17 protein-coding genes are annotated in these 17742 nt (G+C 65.1%); 6 read left to right on the top strand and 11 right to left on the bottom strand.

Annotation, left to right across the window (positions count from 1 at the left end):
• Positions 1 to 2: 2 nt before the first annotated feature.
• From cueR to RTI28_RS26805, 3 genes are read right to left on the bottom strand one after another with little or no spacing between them, the layout of a single operon-like run.
• On the bottom strand, positions 3 to 401 hold the full coding sequence (gene cueR / locus RTI28_RS26815; RefSeq protein WP_316923305.1) for a Cu(I)-responsive transcriptional regulator: 399 nt from the start codon (positions 399 to 401) through the stop codon (positions 3 to 5).
• Positions 398 to 2800 carry a heavy metal translocating P-type ATPase gene (locus tag RTI28_RS26810; RefSeq protein ID WP_316923304.1) on the bottom strand — a complete coding sequence of 801 codons (2403 nt, stop codon included), beginning with the start codon at positions 2798 to 2800 and terminating at the stop codon, positions 398 to 400. The genes cueR and RTI28_RS26810 overlap by 4 nt, the downstream gene beginning before the upstream one ends.
• 54 nt (positions 2801 to 2854) lie before the next feature.
• Positions 2855 to 3241 carry a hypothetical protein gene (locus tag RTI28_RS26805; protein WP_316923303.1) on the bottom strand — a complete coding sequence of 129 codons (387 nt, stop codon included), beginning with the start codon at positions 3239 to 3241 and terminating at the stop codon, positions 2855 to 2857.
• Positions 3242 to 3388: 147 nt separating this feature from the next.
• On the opposite strand from RTI28_RS26805, the gene RTI28_RS26800 reads away from it, so the two are divergent.
• Both RTI28_RS26800 and RTI28_RS26795 read left to right on the top strand, forming a co-directional pair.
• On the top strand, positions 3389 to 3586 hold the full coding sequence (locus RTI28_RS26800; protein ID WP_316923302.1) for a heavy-metal-associated domain-containing protein: 198 nt from the start codon (positions 3389 to 3391) through the stop codon (positions 3584 to 3586).
• 235 nt (positions 3587 to 3821) lie between these two features.
• Positions 3822 to 5003 (top strand): multidrug effflux MFS transporter, encoded by a 1182-nt coding sequence (locus RTI28_RS26795; protein ID WP_316923301.1) that lies wholly within the window; start codon positions 3822 to 3824, stop codon positions 5001 to 5003.
• Here the strand turns inward: RTI28_RS26795 and RTI28_RS26790 are convergent.
• Both RTI28_RS26790 and RTI28_RS26785 read right to left on the bottom strand, forming a co-directional pair.
• Positions 4987 to 5154: a hypothetical protein gene (locus RTI28_RS26790; protein ID WP_167335891.1), complete on the bottom strand. Its 168-nt coding sequence runs from the start codon at positions 5152 to 5154 to the stop codon at positions 4987 to 4989. The two genes, RTI28_RS26795 and RTI28_RS26790, sit on opposite strands and share 17 nt — an antisense overlap.
• Before the next feature lie 110 nt (positions 5155 to 5264).
• Positions 5265 to 6278, bottom strand: coding sequence for a zinc-binding alcohol dehydrogenase family protein (locus tag RTI28_RS26785; RefSeq protein ID WP_316923300.1), 1014 nt, complete (start codon positions 6276 to 6278; stop codon positions 5265 to 5267).
• 116 nt (positions 6279 to 6394) lie between these two features.
• Here RTI28_RS26785 and RTI28_RS26780 point away from each other — a divergent pair, with 116 nt between their 5' ends.
• Entirely contained in the window at positions 6395 to 7315 is a 921-nt protein-coding gene (locus tag RTI28_RS26780; protein ID WP_316923299.1) for a LysR family transcriptional regulator, read from the top strand.
• 429 nt (positions 7316 to 7744) lie between these two features.
• Entirely contained in the window at positions 7745 to 8467 is a 723-nt protein-coding gene (locus tag RTI28_RS26775; RefSeq protein ID WP_316923298.1) for a helix-turn-helix transcriptional regulator, read from the top strand.
• A gap of 51 nt (positions 8468 to 8518) precedes the next feature.
• Here the strand turns inward: RTI28_RS26775 and RTI28_RS26770 are convergent, their stop codons facing one another.
• The 6 genes from RTI28_RS26770 to RTI28_RS26745 all read right to left on the bottom strand — a co-directional run bounded on the left by RTI28_RS26770 (position 8519) and on the right by RTI28_RS26745 (position 14460).
• Entirely contained in the window at positions 8519 to 9472 is a 954-nt protein-coding gene (locus tag RTI28_RS26770) for an adenosine deaminase (protein ID WP_316923297.1), read from the bottom strand.
• A 150-nt stretch (positions 9473 to 9622) separates the two neighbouring features.
• Entirely contained in the window at positions 9623 to 10978 is a 1356-nt protein-coding gene (locus RTI28_RS26765) for an 8-oxoguanine deaminase (protein WP_316923296.1), read from the bottom strand.
• A gap of 117 nt (positions 10979 to 11095) precedes the next feature.
• On the bottom strand, positions 11096 to 11779 hold the full coding sequence (locus tag RTI28_RS26760; RefSeq protein ID WP_316923295.1) for an SDR family oxidoreductase: 684 nt from the start codon (positions 11777 to 11779) through the stop codon (positions 11096 to 11098).
• Positions 11780 to 12187: 408 nt separating this feature from the next.
• On the bottom strand, positions 12188 to 12772 hold the full coding sequence (locus RTI28_RS26755) for a YigZ family protein (protein ID WP_316923294.1): 585 nt from the start codon (positions 12770 to 12772) through the stop codon (positions 12188 to 12190).
• A gap of 10 nt (positions 12773 to 12782) precedes the next feature.
• The gene (locus tag RTI28_RS26750) at positions 12783 to 13442 is read right to left on the bottom strand and encodes a TetR/AcrR family transcriptional regulator (protein WP_316923293.1); all 660 of its coding nucleotides are present in this window, start codon (positions 13440 to 13442) and stop codon (positions 12783 to 12785) included.
• A gap of 100 nt (positions 13443 to 13542) precedes the next feature.
• On the bottom strand, positions 13543 to 14460 hold the full coding sequence (locus tag RTI28_RS26745; RefSeq protein ID WP_316923292.1) for a LysR family transcriptional regulator: 918 nt from the start codon (positions 14458 to 14460) through the stop codon (positions 13543 to 13545).
• A gap of 127 nt (positions 14461 to 14587) precedes the next feature.
• Here RTI28_RS26745 and RTI28_RS26740 point away from each other — a divergent pair, with 127 nt between their 5' ends.
• Positions 14588 to 15934: an aspartate aminotransferase family protein gene (locus tag RTI28_RS26740; protein WP_316923291.1), complete on the top strand. Its 1347-nt coding sequence runs from the start codon at positions 14588 to 14590 to the stop codon at positions 15932 to 15934.
• A 61-nt stretch (positions 15935 to 15995) separates the two neighbouring features.
• Positions 15996 to 17489, top strand: a complete 1494-nt coding sequence (locus RTI28_RS26735; RefSeq protein ID WP_316923290.1) for a CoA-acylating methylmalonate-semialdehyde dehydrogenase — start codon at positions 15996 to 15998, stop codon at positions 17487 to 17489.
• Positions 17490 to 17742: the final 253 nt, after the last annotated feature.

Below are 17742 nucleotides of genomic sequence, written 5' to 3'. Positions count from 1 at the left end.
CCTCAGTGACAGCAGCCGGCTGCCAGGTCCTTGAGGATCGGGCAGTCGGGGCGGTCGTCGCCGTGGCAGTGGGCGACCAGTTCGCTGAGGGTGTCGCGCAGGCTCACCAGTTCCTCGATGCGCCGGTCGAGGTCGGCGATATGCTCGTTGGCCAGGGCCTTGACGTCGGCGCTGGCGCGCTGGCGGTCCTGCCACAGGGTCAGCAGCTTCGCCACTTCCTCCAGGGAAAAACCCAGGTCCCGCGAGCGCTTGATGAAGGCCAGGCTGTGCAGGTCCTCCGGGCTGTAGAGGCGGTAGCCACTGTCGCTGCGCGAGGCGGGCTTGAGCAGGCCGATCGACTCGTAGTAACGGATCATCTTTGCACTCAGGCCCGTGCGCCGGGCCGCCTGGCCGATGTTCATGCCTTGTGTTCCTCCGTGGGCGTGTCGGGTTTCCAGGTCTTCAGCAGCAGGGCGTTGCTCACCACGCTGACGCTGGACAGGGCCATGGCCGCGCCGGCGAGCACCGGGTTGAGCAGGCCGAAGGCCGCCAGGGGGATGCCGATCAGGTTGTAGATGAAGGCCCAGAACAGGTTCTGGCGGATCTTCGCGTAGGTCTTGCGGCTGATTTCCAGCGCCGCCGGGACCAGGCGCGGATCACCGCGCATCAGGGTGATACCGGCGGCCTGCATGGCCACGTCGGTGCCACCGCCCATGGCGATGCCGATATCCGCGGCGGCCAGGGCCGGGGCGTCGTTGATGCCGTCGCCGACCATCGCCACCACGCCGGTCTTTTTCAGCGCCGCCACTTCCGCGGCCTTGTCCGCCGGCACTACTTCGGCATGCACGTCCGCGATGCCCAGCGCCTGGGCGACGACGGCGGCACTGCCGCGGTTGTCGCCGGTCAGCAGGTGGCTGCTGATGTTGCGTTCGGCCAGTTGGCGTACCGCCTGGCCGGCGCCGGGCTTGAGGCTGTCGCCGAAGGCGAACAGGCCCAGCACCCGTGGTTGCGGGCTGCGTTCGATCAGCCAGGACAGGGTACGGCCCTCGGCTTCCCAGGTCCTGGCGCTGTCGGCCAGTTCGCCGGGCTGCAGGCCGCTTTCATCGAGCAGGCGCCGGTTGCCCAGGGCCAGCTCGCGACCGTCGAGGCTGCCGGCAATGCCGCGTCCGGTCAGCGACTGGCTGTCGCGGATGTCCGGCACGTCCAGGCCCTGTTCCGCACAGGCATCGAGGACGGCTTTGGCCAAGGGGTGCTCGCTGCCGCGTTGCAGGGCTCCGGCCTGTTGCAGCAGTTGCGCGTCATCGCCATCCAGCGCGTGGTGATGGACGATGCGCGGACTGCCGGAGGTGAGGGTGCCGGTCTTGTCGAACACCACGCGGTTCACCGCATGGGCGCGTTCCAGGGCTTCGGCATCCTTGATCAGAATGCCGTGGCGCGCGGCCACGCCGGTGCCGGCCATGATCGCGGTGGGCGTGGCCAGGCCGAGGGCACAGGGACAGGCGATCACCAGTACGGCGACGGCATTGATCAGCGCCACTTCCAGCGTGGCGCCGGCCAGCCACCAGCCGATCAGGGTCAGCAGGGCGAGGACCAGCACGGCGGGGACGAACACCTGGCTGACCCGGTCCACCAGTTTCTGGATTGGTGCCTTGGCCGCCTGGGCGTCTTCCACCAGGCGGATGATGCGCGCCAGCACGGTTTCCGTGCCCAGTGCCAGGGTGCGCACCAGCAGACGGCCTTCGCCGTTGATGGCGCCGCCGGTGACGCGGTCGCCGGGCTGTTTCGGCACGGGCAGGCTCTCGCCGCTGATCAGGGCTTCGTCGGCGTGGCTCTGGCCTTCGACCACTTCGCCATCCACCGGGAAGCGCTCGCCGGGCTTGACCAGCACCAGGTCGTCGAGGCGCAGGGCGCTGATCGGTACGTCACGTTCGACGCCGTCCACCACCTGCAACGCCCGCTCCGGGCGCAGCGCCTCGAGGGCGCGGATGGCGCTGGCGGTCTGGCGTTTGGCGCGGCTTTCCAGGTACTTGCCGAGCAGGACCAGGGCGATCACCACCGCCGAGGCCTCGAAATACAGGTGCGGCATCATGCCCGGCATGGCCTGCGCCCATTCGTACAGGCTCAGGCCGTAGCCGGCGCTGGTGCCCAGGGCCACCAGCAGGTCCATGTTGCCGGCGCCGGCGCGCACGGCTTTCCAGGCGGCGACATAGAAGCGCGCGCCGAGGATGAACTGCACCGGGGTGGCCAGGGCGAACTGGGCCCAGGCCGGCAGCATCCAGGCAATACCGAAGGGTTGCAGGAGCATCGGCAGGACCAGCGGCAGCGCCAGCAGCACCGCCAGGGCCACGGCCCAGCGCTCGTTGCGCAGGCGGCGGTCGCCTTCGTCACTGCTGGCCGTGTCGGTGCGCGGCAGGCTAGCGCTGTAGCCGGCGCGTTCAACCGCGGCGATCAGGGTGGCGCTGTCGAGCTGGCCGAGCACTTCGACATGGGCGCGTTCGCTGGCCAGGTTGACGCTCACCGACTGCACCCCGGGCAGCTTGTTCAGCGCCCGCTCGACGCGACCGGCGCAGGAGGCGCAGGTCATGCCGCCGATATTCAGCTCGACGCTGTGGGTCGGCACGCGGTAGCCGGCCTGGCTGACCGCTTCGACCAGCGCCGGCAGGCGATCGGCCGGTGCCTGGACGCGGGCCTGCTCGGTGGCGAGATTGACGTTGACCTGCTCGGCGCCGGCGACTTTGCGCAGCGCCCGTTCCACCCGACCCGCGCAACTGGCGCAGGTCATGCCGGCGATCGGCAGGTCGAAGGTGATTGACTCGGGCATGGGGCTCTCCTCCGTGGACTGGCCTCCAGCATCAACCTTGACATGCTGGCAAGGTCAATAGCCCAGGCCGGCCTTCTTCAGGTAGAGACCGTTCTGGTCCATGGCGATCCGGTACTTGCTGATTTCGCCGGCCCGCAGGCTGAGGCGCTGGGCCTGCTGTTTCTCGATACCGTTCAGGCAGCCCGGGGCCTGGCCCGGCTGCAGGCGCAGGCGGATATCGACAGGGCCTGGCGGCAGGTTGAAGGAGGTCGACTGCTCCTGGAACAGACGCCCGGAAAGCTGGTCGTTCAGGTAGATCCCGATCTCGCAGGTGGTGGCGACTTCCAGACGCTCGCGGGAAATGATCAGCACGCTGTAGTCCGACGGGCCTTCGGCGCTGGCCAGGGGAACGTTGCTGAACAGCCCCAGCAGACCGAGGAGGCCGATTGCTGCCTTGCCCATGGATGAAACTCCTGCTGAAAACTCGACAAGCACGCAGCTTGGCCGACCCGGGCAAGGATTTCCAGCCCGGCAGCGTCACGCCAAACTTGACCTTGCCCCGGTGGCAAGCTTGAGACTGTGGCCAAATCCAACCGGGAGTCAGCAACGATGCAAGTATTCAGTGTGGAAGGGATGACCTGCGGCCATTGCGTCAAGGCCGTGACCAATGCGCTGCAGCGCGAGGACGCGGCGGCCGAGGTCAAGGTGGATCTGGCGCGCAAGCAGGTGTCGGTGAAGAGTGAGCTGGGTTCGGAGCAGATCCTGCAGGTGATTCGTGACGAGGGTTACGAGGCGCGGGCGATATAGTCACTGCGCTGCCCCTCTGTAGGAGCTGGCTTGTCGTGTGACGAACCACTGCGAAAGGACTGCGTAGCAGTCCCAAGACCCTGGGTCTTCACCATTTTGGGACTGCTACGCAGTCCTTTCGCAGTGGTTCGTCACACGACAAGCCAGCTCCTACGGGGCACACGCCGTTATAGCTATCGGAACTGCCCTTGGGGCCGTTAGACTAGGCAACTTGCTTAGCTAGCTATGGATTCCCATGAACCTGCGAACCATCCTGATCCTCGGCGCCCTCAGTGCGTTCGGGCCGTTGGCGATCGACTTCTACCTGCCCGGCTTCCCGGCCATGGCAGCGGCCTTCGGCACCGACGAGAAACATGTCCAGGCCACCCTGGCGGCCTATTTCCTCGGCTTGTCCATCGGTCAGCTGGCCTACGGGCCGGTTGCCGATCGCTTCGGCCGGCGCGTGCCGCTGCTGGCTGGGGTCATGCTGTTTACCATCGCCTCGCTGGCCTGTGCCTATGCGCCGAGCCTCGATGTGCTGATCGCCGCGCGCTTCGTCCAGGCCCTCGGTGGCTGCGCCGGGATGGTCCTGGCGCGGGCCATCGTCAGCGACAAGTGCGATGCGGTGGGCTCGGCCAAGGTGTTCTCGCAACTGATGCTGGTCATGGGCCTGGCACCGATCCTCGCGCCGATGCTCGGCGGCGTGCTGGTCAACCTGTATGGCTGGCAGTCGATCTTCCTTGCCCTGACCCTGTTCAGTGCCCTGTGCGCGCTGGCGGTATTCCGTGGTCTGCCGGAAAGCCTGCCGGCCGATCGTCCGCGCCCGCCGCTGTCCGGCGCCCTCGGCCAGTACCTGCGCCTGCTCAGGGACCCGCTGTTCCTCGGCCACGCCGTGACCGGCGGGATCGCCATGGCGGGCATGTTCGCCTACATCGCCGGCTCGCCGTTCGTCTTCATCAAGCTCTACGGCGTTCCGGCCGAGCACTATGGCTGGCTGTTCGGGGCCAACGCGGCCGGCTTCATCCTGGTGGCGCAGGTCAACGCGCGCCTGCTGGCCAAACGCGGCCCGGCCTTTCTCCTGGCGCGAACGATCTGGCTGTACCTGGCGGCGGGCGTTGTGCTGCTCGGGGTCAGCGCCCTGCATACCGAAGCCCTGTGGCCGCTGCTGGTGCCGTTGTTCGTCTGCATCGCCAGCCTCGGCTGCATCATCCCCAATGCCTCGGCCTGTGCCATGAACGGCCAGGGTGCGCGGGCGGGCAGTGCCTCGGCCCTGCTGGGATGCCTGCAGTTCAGCGTCGCCGCGGGCGCGGCGGCACTGGTGGGTGTCCTGCATGATGGCAGCGCGATGCCCATGGCCATGGTCATCACCCTGTGCGGGGCGGCGGCGGTGACAGCAGCGATGCTGACCCGCCGTCTGCAGCTCAGCCGACCTGCCTGAGCAAGGGATGGGGCGCCTGGATACGCGCCTGCAAGGTGTTGAGGAAGGCCCGGGCCTCGGCCTCGCTACGAAAACTCACGACATGCTGATCAAGCCGGACTTCCCACGGGCGGTCCGGTTTCTTTCCCGTCGCATCGAGCACTACTTTCATCGCGGCTACCTCCGGTTGGCAAAGGTCGCTGGATTGTAGGCGCCAACTTCCACGGCAAGACATGACCTGAAGCAAGGGACGGACTGGCGGTCATGCCGTGCGTCGGATCCTCAGAACCCTTCCAGGACGATCTTGCCCTTGGCCGCTCCGCTCTCCAGCAACTGGTGGGCGCGGCGCAGGTTGTGCGCGTTGATGGTGCCGAAATGCTCGCCGAGGGTGGTCTTCAGCGTGCCGGCGTCGATCAGTTCGGCGACCCGGTTGAGCAGCTTGTGCTGCTCCAGCATGTCCGCGGTCTCGAACAGCGAGCGGGTGTACATGAACTCCCAGTGCAGCGACAGGCTCTTGCGCTTGAGCTTGACCACGTCGAGCTGCTTCGGGTCGTCGATCAGCGCCAGCTTGCCCTGCGGCGCCAGGGCTTCCACCAACTGGTCGAGGTGCTGGTCGGTCTCGGTCAGGCTGGCGACATGCGTGACCTGCGCGATGCCTTCGGCGCGCAGGGCCTCGGCCAGTGGCTGACGGTGGTCGATCACATGATCGGCACCGCGGTCGCGGACCCATTGCTGTGTCTCGGCGCGCGATGCGGTACCGATGACCTTGAGCCCGGTGAGCTGGCTGGCCAGTTGGGTGAGGATCGAGCCGACCCCGCCGGCAGCGCCGACGATCAGCAGGCTCTGGCCCAGGTCGGCCTTGCCTTCGGCGATCCGCAGGCGCTCGAACAGCAGTTCCCAGGCGGTGATGGCGGTCAGCGGCAGCGCGGCGGCTTCGGCGAAGCCCAGGGATCGCGGCATGTGCCCGACGATGCGCTCGTCCACCACATGCAGCTCGCTGTTGGCCCCGGCGCGGGCAATCGAGCCGGCGTAGTAGACCTTGTCGCCCGGCTGGAACAGGCTGACCTCGCTGCCCGTCGCCTTGACCACACCCGCCACGTCCCAGCCCAGCACCTTGGCCGCGCCGTTTTCCGGCTGGACGTTGCGCCGCACCTTGGTGTCCACCGGGTTGACCGAGATCGCCCGGACCTCCACCAGCAGGTCGCGCGGGCCCGGCTCGGGGGCGGGCAGCTCGATGTCCTGCAGCGCGGCGGGATCGGCGATGGGCAGTGACTGGTAGTAGGCGATGGCTTTCATGGGCGAATTCCTCGGAAAAAGTGGATGGCGGCCATGATTGATCCTTTCGTTTGCGGTTGGAAGCCGCTAAAACCGCAGAAACTTTCAAAGATTTTTTGAAAATGGAGGCGCTTGCCTTGCTCCGTTTCGATGACCTGCAACTCTTCGTGTGTGCCGCCGAGCACGGCAGCCTGTCGGCGGCCGCGCGTCTGCTCGACCTGTCCCCGGCCGTGGCCAGCGCCGCCCTCAAGCGCCTGGAAGGACACCTGGGCGTGCGCTTGCTGGCGCGCTCCACCCGCAGCCTGCGCCTGACCGCCGAGGGCGAGGGGTTTCTCGAACATGCCCGGGCGGCGCTGGCCAGCCTCGACGAGGGCCGCCGCCTGCTGGCCCGCGAGGAAGACGAGATCAGCGGTGTGCTGCAGCTCTCGGCGCCCTCCGACTTCGGTCGCAACGTGCTCCTGCCGTGGCTGGACGAACTGCAGCGGGCGCATCCGCGGCTGAGCGTGCGCCTGCTGCTCGGCGACCGAAACGCCGATCTGTTCCGCCAGCCTGTGGATATCGCCCTGCGCTATGGCATGCCGGAAGACTCCAGCCTGGTGGCGGTGCCGTTGTGTGTGGATAACCGTCGTGTCCTGTGTGCCGCGCCGGAGTACCTGGCCCGCCGTGGCGAGCCGCGCACAGTGGCGCAACTGAGCGGGCACAACTGCCTGCTGTATCAGTTGGGCAGTGGCGTACATGACCACTGGCGCTTCCAGTGCGACGGACAGGAAGAAAGCGTGCTGGTCAGTGGCGACCGTTTCTGCGACGACGCCGATGTGGTGCGGCGCTGGGCCCTGGCCGGCGAAGGGATTGCCTACAAGTCCTGGCTGGACGTGGCCGCCGACGTGCGCGCCGGTCGTCTGCGGGTGCTGCTGGGCCAGTATCGCGGCGAGCCCACGCCGCTGAACCTGCTGTGCACCCATCGGGCGCAACTGGGCAAGTCGGTGCAATGGCTGAGCAGCCTGCTCCGCGAGCGGTGCCGGAGCCTGCTCGACGAACTGGATTCGCACAGCCGTTGACCCCCTTCACTTCTGACATCCCCTGCGCATTTGCTTGAAGGATGTGATTACTTTGGATGTAGGCCATTTAATTGAAATGCGTTTGCCGTCGCCTGTTTCTCGCGACGGCAAAGGTATTGTTTCGTGGGCATTTCCCGGCAGCGCGAGGGTGTTTTGACCGCAGCGAATGTGTCGATATTTTACGTCAAGGGTTGGAAAACCTACGGGGATTTGCCGCAAATGTGCCGCTATCCGCGCCAGTCAGCGGGCTTATACTGACCCGGGCAATCGTCGCCACCAAGATAGTGTTTCCTTGCGGGAACGAGGCTGGATGCCTGTTCCGTCATGGATGCATTTGACGAAATACCGAAGCGCTCCGAGCGTGACCCATGGACGTCGCTCGTGGGGAGACTTCACCTCGCCAATGACAATTACGCAGGGAGTGGACAGATGCAACCGATAGCCAGTATCAGCCAGATCGCCAGTTTGATGGCCGACCCGAAGCGCAGCGCGATGCTCTGGGCATTGCTCGACGGAATGGCCCGTCCTTCGGAAGAACTCGCCATGATGGCCGGCCTGAGTCCGTCGTCGGCCTGCGCGCATCTGGCCCGGTTGTCGGCCGGCGGATTGCTCAAGCGCGAGGCGCGCGGGCGCAAGCGTTACTTCCGTCTGGCGGCACCGGAAATCGGTACCGCGGTGGAGGCCTTGGCCAGCGTCACCATCCCCGAGTCCGAGCCCAGGGCGCAGCCCGCGGAGCGGCTGCTCAGCGTACCCCTGCCGATGCGCAGGGCACGCTTGTGTCGGGATCATCTGGGCGGTGAGGTCGCGGCGGAACTGCTGCAGCGTCTGCTCGACGCGCAATGGCTGGAACAGCATGACCAGCAACTTGAAATCACCCTGCTGGGGCGCGAACAGCTGGCTCACCATGGCATCTTCATCGATGCCCTGGCGCCCCGTGACAGTCGCCTGTGCAGCCTGTGCATGTGCAACGGCGAGGCCCAGGACCGTCGCGGGCATATGGGCGGAGCGCTGGGTAGCAGTCTGTTGAAGCTGTTCGTGCAGTCCGGTTGGCTGCGGGTCAGCGACGGCTCGCGGGTGGCGCAACTGACTGCCAGTGGCGTGCGCGGCATCCAGCAGATTGCCCGGCTGCCGCCGCCGCTGTCGATGGGATGAGGATACGCCACCAAGCGCGCGACGCAGGTGGCCGCGCGCCGGGGCAGGGGATCAGGCTTTGATCAGTCGCGCGTCGAGGCTGTTCTGCGCCAGACGGCGGGCCTGGTCTTCAGTCATGCCGAGATGGGTGTGCAGAGCCTGGAAGTTTTCGGTGACGTAGCCGCCGAAGTACGCCGGATCGTCCGAGTTCACCGTCACCTTCACACCGCGTTCGAGCATGTCGAGGATGTTGTGCTGACCCATGTGATCGAACACGCGGAGCTTGGTGTTGGACAGCGGGCAGACGGTGAGCGGGATCTGTTCGTCGATGATGCGCTGCATCAGGCGCTCGTCCTCGATGGCACGCACACCGTGGTCGATGCGCTGGATCTTGAGCAGGTCCAGGGCCTCCCAGATGTATTCGGGCGGGCCTTCCTCACCGGCGTGGGCAACGGTCAGGAAGCCTTCGCTGCGTGCACGGTCGAAGACGCGCTGGAACTTGCTTGGCGGGTGACCCATTTCCGAGCTGTCCAGACCGACGGCGACGAATGCGTCGCGGAAGGGCAGGGCCTGGTCGAGGGTCTTGTGGGCTTCTTCCTCGCTCAGGTGGCGCAGGAAGCTGAGGATCAGGCCGCTGCCGATACCCAGTTGTTCACGGCCGTCCTTGAGGGCACGGGTGATGCCGTCGAGTACCACCTCGAAGGGAATGCCGCGGTCGGTGTGGGTCTGCGGGTCGAAGAACGGCTCGGTGTGGATGACGTTCTGCGCCTTGCAGCGTTGCAGGTAGGCCCAGGTCAGGTCGTAGAAGTCCTGCTCGGTACGCAGGACATCGGCGCCCTGGTAATACAGGTCGAGAAACTCTTGCAGGTTGTTGAAGGCATAAGCCGCGCGCAGGGCTTCGACATCGTTCCAGGGCAGGGCGATCTTGTTGCGTTCGGCCAGGGCGAACAGCAATTCGGGCTCCAGCGATCCTTCCAGGTGAAGGTGCAATTCCGCCTTGGGCAGCGCGTTAAGCCAGTCGTACATGGTTCGTTCTCATCAGGTGCAATCGGCGCATTCTACAGAGGTTGCCGGTCCGGCGCGGTGAAACCTGACCAGCAGGTTCAACAATAGCAGCGCCGGACCGACAGGGCGGCCAGGTGTCAGGGGGAGCTGGTTCCTGGCCGTTACTGCTCGTCAGCCGGCGATCAGTTGCGCCGCGGCCTGGCGGTGGTTGGCGATCAGCGCCTGGATATCCAGGCCTTCGACCTGGCCGTCGATCACCCGCCACTGGCCGCCGACCATGATCCGGTCGGCACGGTCGGCGCCACACAGCAACAGGGCCGAGAGCGGGTCGTGGCTGCCGGAGAAGCGCAACTCGTCGAGCTTGAACAGCGCCAGGTCGGCCTGCTTGCCCACGGCCAGTTCGCCGATGTCGGTGCGGCCCAGCAGTTGTGCCGAACCACGGGTCGCCCAGCCCAGGGCGCGTTCCGGGGTGATCAGTTCGGCGCCGTAGCGCAGGCGTTGCAGGTACAGGGCCTGGCGGGCTTCGAGGATCATGTTCGAGGCGTCGTTGGAGGCCGAGCCGTCCACGCCGAGACCGACCGGCGCGCCGGCGTCGGTCAGTTCGATGGTCGGGCAGATGCCCGAGGCCAGGCGCATGTTCGAGCTCGGGCAATGGCAGATGCCGGTACCGGCGGCGCCGAGGCGCGCGATCTCCTCGGCATTGAAATGAATGCCGTGGGCCAACCAGGTGCGCGGGCCGAGCCAGCCGACGCTGTCCAGGTAATCCACGGTACGCAGGCCGAAGCGTTGCAGGCAGAAGTCCTCTTCATCCAGGGTTTCCGCCAGATGGGTGTGCAGGCGCACGTCCAGTTCGTCGGCCAGTTCGGCGCTGGCGCGCATGATTTCCGGGGTGACCGAGAACGGTGAGCAGGGCGCCAGGGCGATCTGGATGCGGGCGCCGGCGCCGCGCTCGTGGTAGCTGTGGATAAGTCGCTGGCTGTCGGCCAGGATCACTTCGCCCTGTTGCACGGTCTGCTGCGGAGGCAGTCCGCCGTCCGCTTCGCCCAGGCTCATCGAGCCGCGGGTGAGCATGGCGCGCATGCCCAGCTTGCGAACGACCTCCACCTGGACATCGATGGCGCTTTCCAGACCGTCGGGGAACAGGTAGTGGTGGTCGGCGGCGGTGGTGCAGCCGGACAGCAGCAATTCGGCCAGCGCCACCTGGGTCGCCAGTTCCAGCTTGGCCGGGGTCAGTCTTGCCCAGACCGGGTAGAGGGTCTTCAGCCAGGGGAACAGCGGCTGGTTCACCACCGGCGCCCAGGCGCGGGTAAGGGTCTGGTAGAAGTGATGGTGAGTGTTGATCAGGCCGGGCAGCACCACATGCTCGCGAGCATCGAAGGTCTGATCGCAGGGGCGGGAAGGGGTCTGGCCGAGGCCGAGGACTTCGCTGAGGGTGCCGTCTTCGATGACCAGGCCGCCGCGGGCGTCAAGGTCGTTGGCGGTGAAGATGGCGAGTGGGTTTTTCAACCAGATACGGGTCGCAGGCATGGTTGCCGGCTCCTCTGAAAGTGGGTTCAGGGTTAGCCAGCTCAGTGTTGCCCTGTCTGCTGATCCAGGTCCGCCGCGGTGGGCGAGGCGTCGAGTCTACACCCACCGCGCGCAGAATCACCAGATCAGCGTTTCACCTTTGTAGTTGAGGTAGTGAAGACCTGCCTTGCCGCTGTGGGCCTTGACCTGCTCGAGCATGCCGCGGGTGCTGGTCAGCACGTCGATGTCGGCGCCTTCGCCGCCCATGTCGGTCTTGACCCAGCCTGGGTGCATGGCCAGCACGCTCAGGCGGGTCTCGCCGAGGCGTACCACGAAGCTGTTGATCATCGAGTTCAGGGCTGCCTTGCTCGCCTTGTACAGGGCCAGCTCAGGTGCATCCGGGATGGCCACGCTGCCCAGCACCGAACTCATGAAGGCGATCACGCCGCTTTCCTCGCGCAGTTGCCCGGCGAAGCGCTGGGCCACGCGGATCGGCGCCACGGCGTTGGTCATGAACAGTTCGGCGATCTCGCCCAGTTGAGCTACTTCGGCGTCCTGGTTGTCCGGGCCCTTGACCCCGGCGTTGACGAACAGCAGGTCGAAGGTCTGGCCTTCGAGGTGTTTCTGCAGCGCGTCGAGCTGAGCGGTGCTGGTCATTTCCAGGGTTTGCACCTGGACGCCCGGCAGGTTCGCCAGGGCACCGGCCTTGGCGGTATCGCGCACGGTGGCGACGACCTGCCAGCCGTCTTCGCTCAGGCGTTGCACCAGGCCGAGGCCGAGGCCGCGGGAAGCGCCGATGATCAGGGCGGTTTTGGTAGTCATGCGGGAGCTCCTTTCAATGTGAGGGGACAGCGATCTTGCGCACGAGCAGTTCCTGGGGGAGGGGTTGACCCTGGAGCATACTCCAGTTGTGGCCAGTACTTTTGATCAAAAAGTGATCAGGTCCGCCGCGTAACGCCCAGACAGGCGATTGGTGCAGCCTTGCACGGTTTATCCACAGCTTGCTCCACAGTATCTGTGAGCAAGCCGCTGAGTCGGGTATAAGCCCGGCCCGGCGGCCTTCCAACGGCGATAATCGGAGTCAAGCACCTGATTTTTCTGTGAATCGAAGGCTGTCATCAAATATTGATCAAAATCTGATCGTTTCTCTCAAGCCCTTGTCGCAGAAGGCTTGCCAGCGGCTGCCCAGAGGTTATCCACAACCGCACCCACAGTGGATGTGGGCAACTGTCAGCAGGCTTCGAGAAGGATGCGGCCGCGGCTGAGGTCCGCCAACTGGCGCTGCACCTGGTCGACGCACTCGGCACCCAGGGCGAGATGAACGTCGACGCCATTGGCGGTGAACGCCTCGCCAAGAATCACCCCGTCGGCTTCGCCGATCCGCAGTTTGAGCAGGGCCAGCTCACTGAACGAGCAACTGCAGGTGAATTCCGTGCGGCTCACCAGCAGACGTTTCGGCGCCTGTTGCAGGCATTTGTTCGCCCCGCCGCCATAGGCGCGCGCGAGACCGCCGGTGCCCAGCTGAATGCCGCCGTACCAGCGAATCACCAGGACCACGACCTGATCGCAATCCTGCGCTTCGATGGCGGCGAGGATCGGGCGTCCGGCGGTGCCGCCGGGTTCGCCGTCGTCGCTGCTGCGGTATTGCTCGCCGATCTTCCAGGCCCAGCAATTGTGAGTGGCGGCGAGGTCGCTGTGCTGCTCGAGGAACGCCTGGGCATCGGCGGGCGTGCTGATCGGCGCGGCCAGGGTGATGAAGCGGCTCTTGCGAATCTCTTCGCGGTATTCGCAGGTGTCCAGCAGGGTAGAAGGCATAAGCGGGTGTTCAGTTCGGCGGAGTCAGGCCACAGCCTTTGAGAATGATGTGGATAAGGTTGTTGGCGGCATCTTCCATGTCCTGCTTGGTCAGGCGACTGCGGCCGGTGACCTGGCAGATCTGCGTGGCGAAGTCGGCGTAGTGCTGGGTGCTGCTCCACAGAAGGAAGATCAGGTGTACCGGCTCCACCGGGTCCATCTTGCCGGCGTCGATCCAGCTCTGGAACACCGCGGCGCGGCCCCTGAACCACTCGCGGTAGTCCTGGCTGAAATAGTCGGTGAGGCAATTGCCACCGCTGATGATCTCCATCGCGAAGATCCGCGAGGCCTGCGGGTTGCGCCGGGAAAACTCCATCTTCGCGCGGATGTACTGGGCCAGGGCCAGGGCCGGGTCGTCGTCGACGCCGAGGGCGTTGAAGGTGCTGTCCCACAGTTCGATGATGTTGCTCAGGACCGCGATGTACAGCCCCAGCTTGTTGGTGAAGTAGTAGTGCAGGTTGGCCTTGGGCAGCCCGGCGTTCTGGGCGATGGTGTTCATGCTGGTGCCCTTGAAACCATGGCGGGCGAACTCGTCTTCCGCGGCCTGGATGATGGCCTGCTCGTTTTTCTGGCGGATGCGACCGGCGGGCTTGGCGGCGAGGGTTCGGTGAGCGGGCACTTCAAGGGTCATGGGCGATTCCGGCAAGAGCGAGGAAGTAAGGGCACATGCGTTGATACCCCAGGCACGGCGGGCAGACAAGCGCGAAACGCGAGAATATCGCAATTGCGTCCTAACGTGTCGCAGCCAGGCTCTCCAGGAAGCTTTCCAGGACCAGATGCGGGCGTCGGCCCTTGCGTGTGACCCAGGCCAGGCTCAGGTCATAGAAGCGTTCGCCGGGCTTGAGTGCGCGCAGGCGCCCCTGCTGGACCCAGAACATCGCGTAATGATCCGGCAGGTAGCCGATGTAGCGACCGGTAAGGATCAGGAACGCCATGCCTTCGCGGTCGGAAGCGCTGGCGGTGCAGTTGAGTGCCTGGTACGCCGCCTGGATTTCCGCCGGCAGACGGAAGGTCGGGGCGATAGCGTCCTGGGCATTGAGACGCTGATCGTCCAACTGCCGGTCGTCGACGTAGAACAGCGGGTGGCCGACCGCGCAGTACAGCAGCGATCGTTCGCTGTACAGCGGTTGGTATTCGAGCCCGGACAGCGGGCTGGCCTGGGGAACCACGCCGACGTGCAGGCTGCCGTCGAGCACGCCCTGTTCCACCTGGCTCGGCGGAATCATGCGGATGCGGATGCGCACGTCCGGACCGCGGTCCTTGAGCTGGGCCAGGGCATGGGTGATGCGCATGTGCGGCAGGGTCACCAGGTTGTCGGTCAGGCCGATGTTCAGTTCACCGCGCAAGTGCTGGTGCAGGCCATTGACCTCGGTGCGGAAACTTTCCAGGGCGCTGAGCAACTGCAATGCCGACTGATAGACCTCGCGGCCTTCCTCGGTCAGCGAAAAACCGGCGCGCCCGCGCTGGCACAGACGCAGACCGAGACGCTGTTCCAGATCGCCCATCTGCTGGCTGATCGCCGAGCGACCGATACCCAGCACGTTCTCCGCTGCCGAGAAGCCACCGCACTCGACCACGCTGCGGAAAATCTTCAGCAGGCGAATATCGAAATCGCTGACCTGGGAAAGCGGTTCGGGGCGACGGCTCATAGTTTAGTGTCCGGTGAACTGAGGATTAGAAAAGTAGAGTTTTCCAGACTTTATAGCCGTGACAAGTTATCGGCAACACAACGCTTTCTTCCGAATGCCGTTCAACCTGCCTTGCGAGGTCGCGACGATGAACCTGCCTGAAAACGCTCCTGTCGGTCTGGCCAGCCAGCTGAAGCTGGATGCTCACTGGATGCCTTACACCGCCAACCGCAACTTCCAGCGCGATCCGCGCCTGATCGTTGCCGCGCAAGGCAACTATCTGGTCGACGACAAGGGGCGCAAGATCTTCGATGCCCTCTCCGGTCTGTGGACCTGCGGCGCCGGCCACACCCGCAAGGAAATCCAGGAAGCCGCCGCACGCCAGCTGGGCGTGCTGGACTACTCGCCGGCGTTCCAGTTCGGGCATCCACTGTCGTTCCAGCTGGCCGAGAAGATCACCGAGCTGACTCCGGGCAACCTGAACCATGTGTTCTATACCAACTCCGGCTCCGAGTGCTGCGACACTGCGGTGAAGATGGTGCGTGCCTACTGGCGCCTGAAAGGCCAGGCCACCAAGACCAAGCTGATCGGCCGTGCCCGTGGCTACCACGGGGTGAACATCGCCGGTACCAGCCTGGGTGGCGTCAATGGCAACCGCAAGCTGTTCGGCCAGTTGATGGATGTCGACCACATCCCCCACACCGTGCTGCCGGGCAATGCCTTCACCAAGGGCATGCCGGAAGAGGGCGGCATCGCCCTGGCCGATGAAATGCTCAAGCTGATCGAGCTGCACGATGCCTCGAACATCGCTGCACTGATCGTCGAGCCGCTGGCAGGCTCCGCCGGCGTCCTGCCGCCGCCGAAGGGTTATCTGAAACGTCTGCGGGAAATCTGCGACCAGCACAACATCCTGCTGATCTTCGACGAAGTCATTACCGGTTTCGGTCGCATGGGCTCGATGTTCGGTGCCGACGCCTTCGGCGTGACCCCGGACCTGATGTGCATCGCCAAGCAGGTCACCAACGGCGCCATCCCGATGGGCGCGGTGATCGCCAGCAGCGAGATCTACCAGACCTTCATGAACCAGGCGACCCCCGAGTACGCAGTGGAATTCCCCCACGGCTACACCTACTCGGCACACCCGGTGGCGTGCGCGGCCGGTATCGCCGCCCTCGACCTGCTGCAGAAGGAAAACCTGGTGCAGTCCGCCGCCGAACTGGCGCCGCATTTCGAGAACGTGCTGCACGGCATCAAGGGCACCAAGAACGTCATCGATATCCGCAACTACGGTCTGGCCGGCGCGATCCAGATCGCGGCGCGGGATGGCGATGCCATCGTGCGTCCTTACGAAGCGGCGATGAAGCTGTGGCAAGCCGGCTTCTATGTGCGGTTCGGCGGCGACACCCTGCAGTTCGGGCCGACCTTCAATACCCAGGCGCAGGAGCTGGACCGCCTGTTCGACGCGGTCGGCGAAGCCCTGAACGCCATCGACTGATCGATTCCTTTCCCGGGGCAGGCCCGTGCGCCTGCCTGAACCTGAATACTGGAGTTATTGCATGAGCACCGTTGCACATCTGATCAATGGCGAGCTGGTTTCCAGCAACGATCGCAGCGCCGACGTCTTCAATCCATCCACCGGCCAGGCGATCCACAAGGTGGCACTGGCCAGCCGCGCCACCGTGCAGCAAGCGATCGATGCCGCCAAGGCCGCGTTCCCGGCCTGGCGTAACACGCCACCAGCCAAGCGTGCCCAGGTGATGTTCCGCTTCAAGCAACTGCTGGAGCAGAACGAAGCGCGGATTTCCCAACTGATCAGCGAAGAGCATGGCAAGACCCTCGAAGACGCGGCCGGTGAACTGAAACGCGGGATCGAGAACGTCGAGTTCGCCTGCGCTGCCCCGGAAGTGCTGAAGGGCGAGTACAGCCGCAACGTCGGCCCGAACATCGATGCCTGGTCGGACTTCCAGCCGCTGGGCGTGGTCGCCGGTATCACCCCGTTCAACTTCCCGGCCATGGTGCCGCTGTGGATGTACCCGCTGGCCATCGCGTGCGGCAACACGTTCATCCTCAAGCCGTCCGAGCGTGATCCGAGCTCGACCCTGCTGATCGCGCAACTGCTGCATGAAGCCGGCCTGCCGAAAGGCGTGCTGAACGTGGTGCATGGCGACAAGGAAGCGGTGGATGCGCTGATCGAGGCGCCGGAAGTGAAAGCGCTGAGCTTTGTCGGCTCGACGCCGATCGCCGAGTACATCTATGCCGAAGGCACCAAGCGCGGCAAGCGCGTCCAGGCGCTGGGCGGGGCGAAGAACCATGCGGTACTGATGCCGGATGCCGATCTGGACAACGCCGTCAGCGCACTGATGGGCGCGGCGTACGGTTCCTGCGGCGAGCGCTGCATGGCCATCTCCGTGGCCGTGTGCGTCGGCGACCAGGTGGCCGATGCCTTGGTGGCCAAGCTGGTTCCGCAGATCAAGGGCCTGAAGATCGGTGCCGGTACTTCCTGTGGCCTGGACATGGGCCCGCTGGTGACCGCGGCGGCACGGGACAAGGTCGTGGGTTACATCGATGACGGTGTCGCGGCCGGTGCCGAGCTGGTGGTGGATGGTCGTGGCTATCGTGTGGCGGGCAACGAGGACGGTTACTTTGTCGGCGGGACTCTGTTCGACCGCGTGACCACCGAGATGCGCATCTATAAGGACGAGATCTTCGGTCCGGTGTTGTGCGTGGTGCGAGTGAACAGCCTGGAAGAGGCGATGCAACTGATCAACGATCACGAGTACGGCAATGGCACCTGCATCTTCACCCGTGACGGTGAAGCGGCGCGCCTGTTCTGCGACGAGATCGAAGTGGGCATGGTCGGTGTCAACGTGCCGCTGCCGGTACCGGTGGCTTACCACAGCTTTGGCGGCTGGAAGCGTTCGCTGTTCGGCGACCTGCACGCCTATGGCCCGGACGGTGTGCGCTTCTACACCCGGCGCAAGGCGATCACCCAGCGCTGGCCGCAACGTGCCAGCCACGAGGCTTCGCAGTTCGCGTTCCCGAGTCTGTGAGCGTAGCTATATAGAAGAAGGGAGGCCGCAGGCCTCCCTTCTGCGTTTTTGGGCTTTTTGACCGTGATGACAAATTTGTTGCAATAAGTGCTTGACGCCCCGTGTTATCTCTCTATAATTCGCCCCACTTCCGGCGCAGTCGAAACGGAAAACTCATTGAGAATCAATGAGTTGGATGTTTCAGGTAGTATCGGAAGTGCTTCGGTCGTAGACGAAGGCGGTTGAAAAAGGCAGTTGACAGCAGGTTGTAACG

This window comes from Pseudomonas sp. zfem002 (genome assembly GCF_032621685.1).
GTDB classification, from domain to species: domain Bacteria; phylum Pseudomonadota; class Gammaproteobacteria; order Pseudomonadales; family Pseudomonadaceae; genus Aquipseudomonas; species Aquipseudomonas japonica.
The sequence above is the reverse complement of the archived record's forward strand: the minus strand, read 5'-3'. Positions and strand labels throughout refer to the sequence as shown.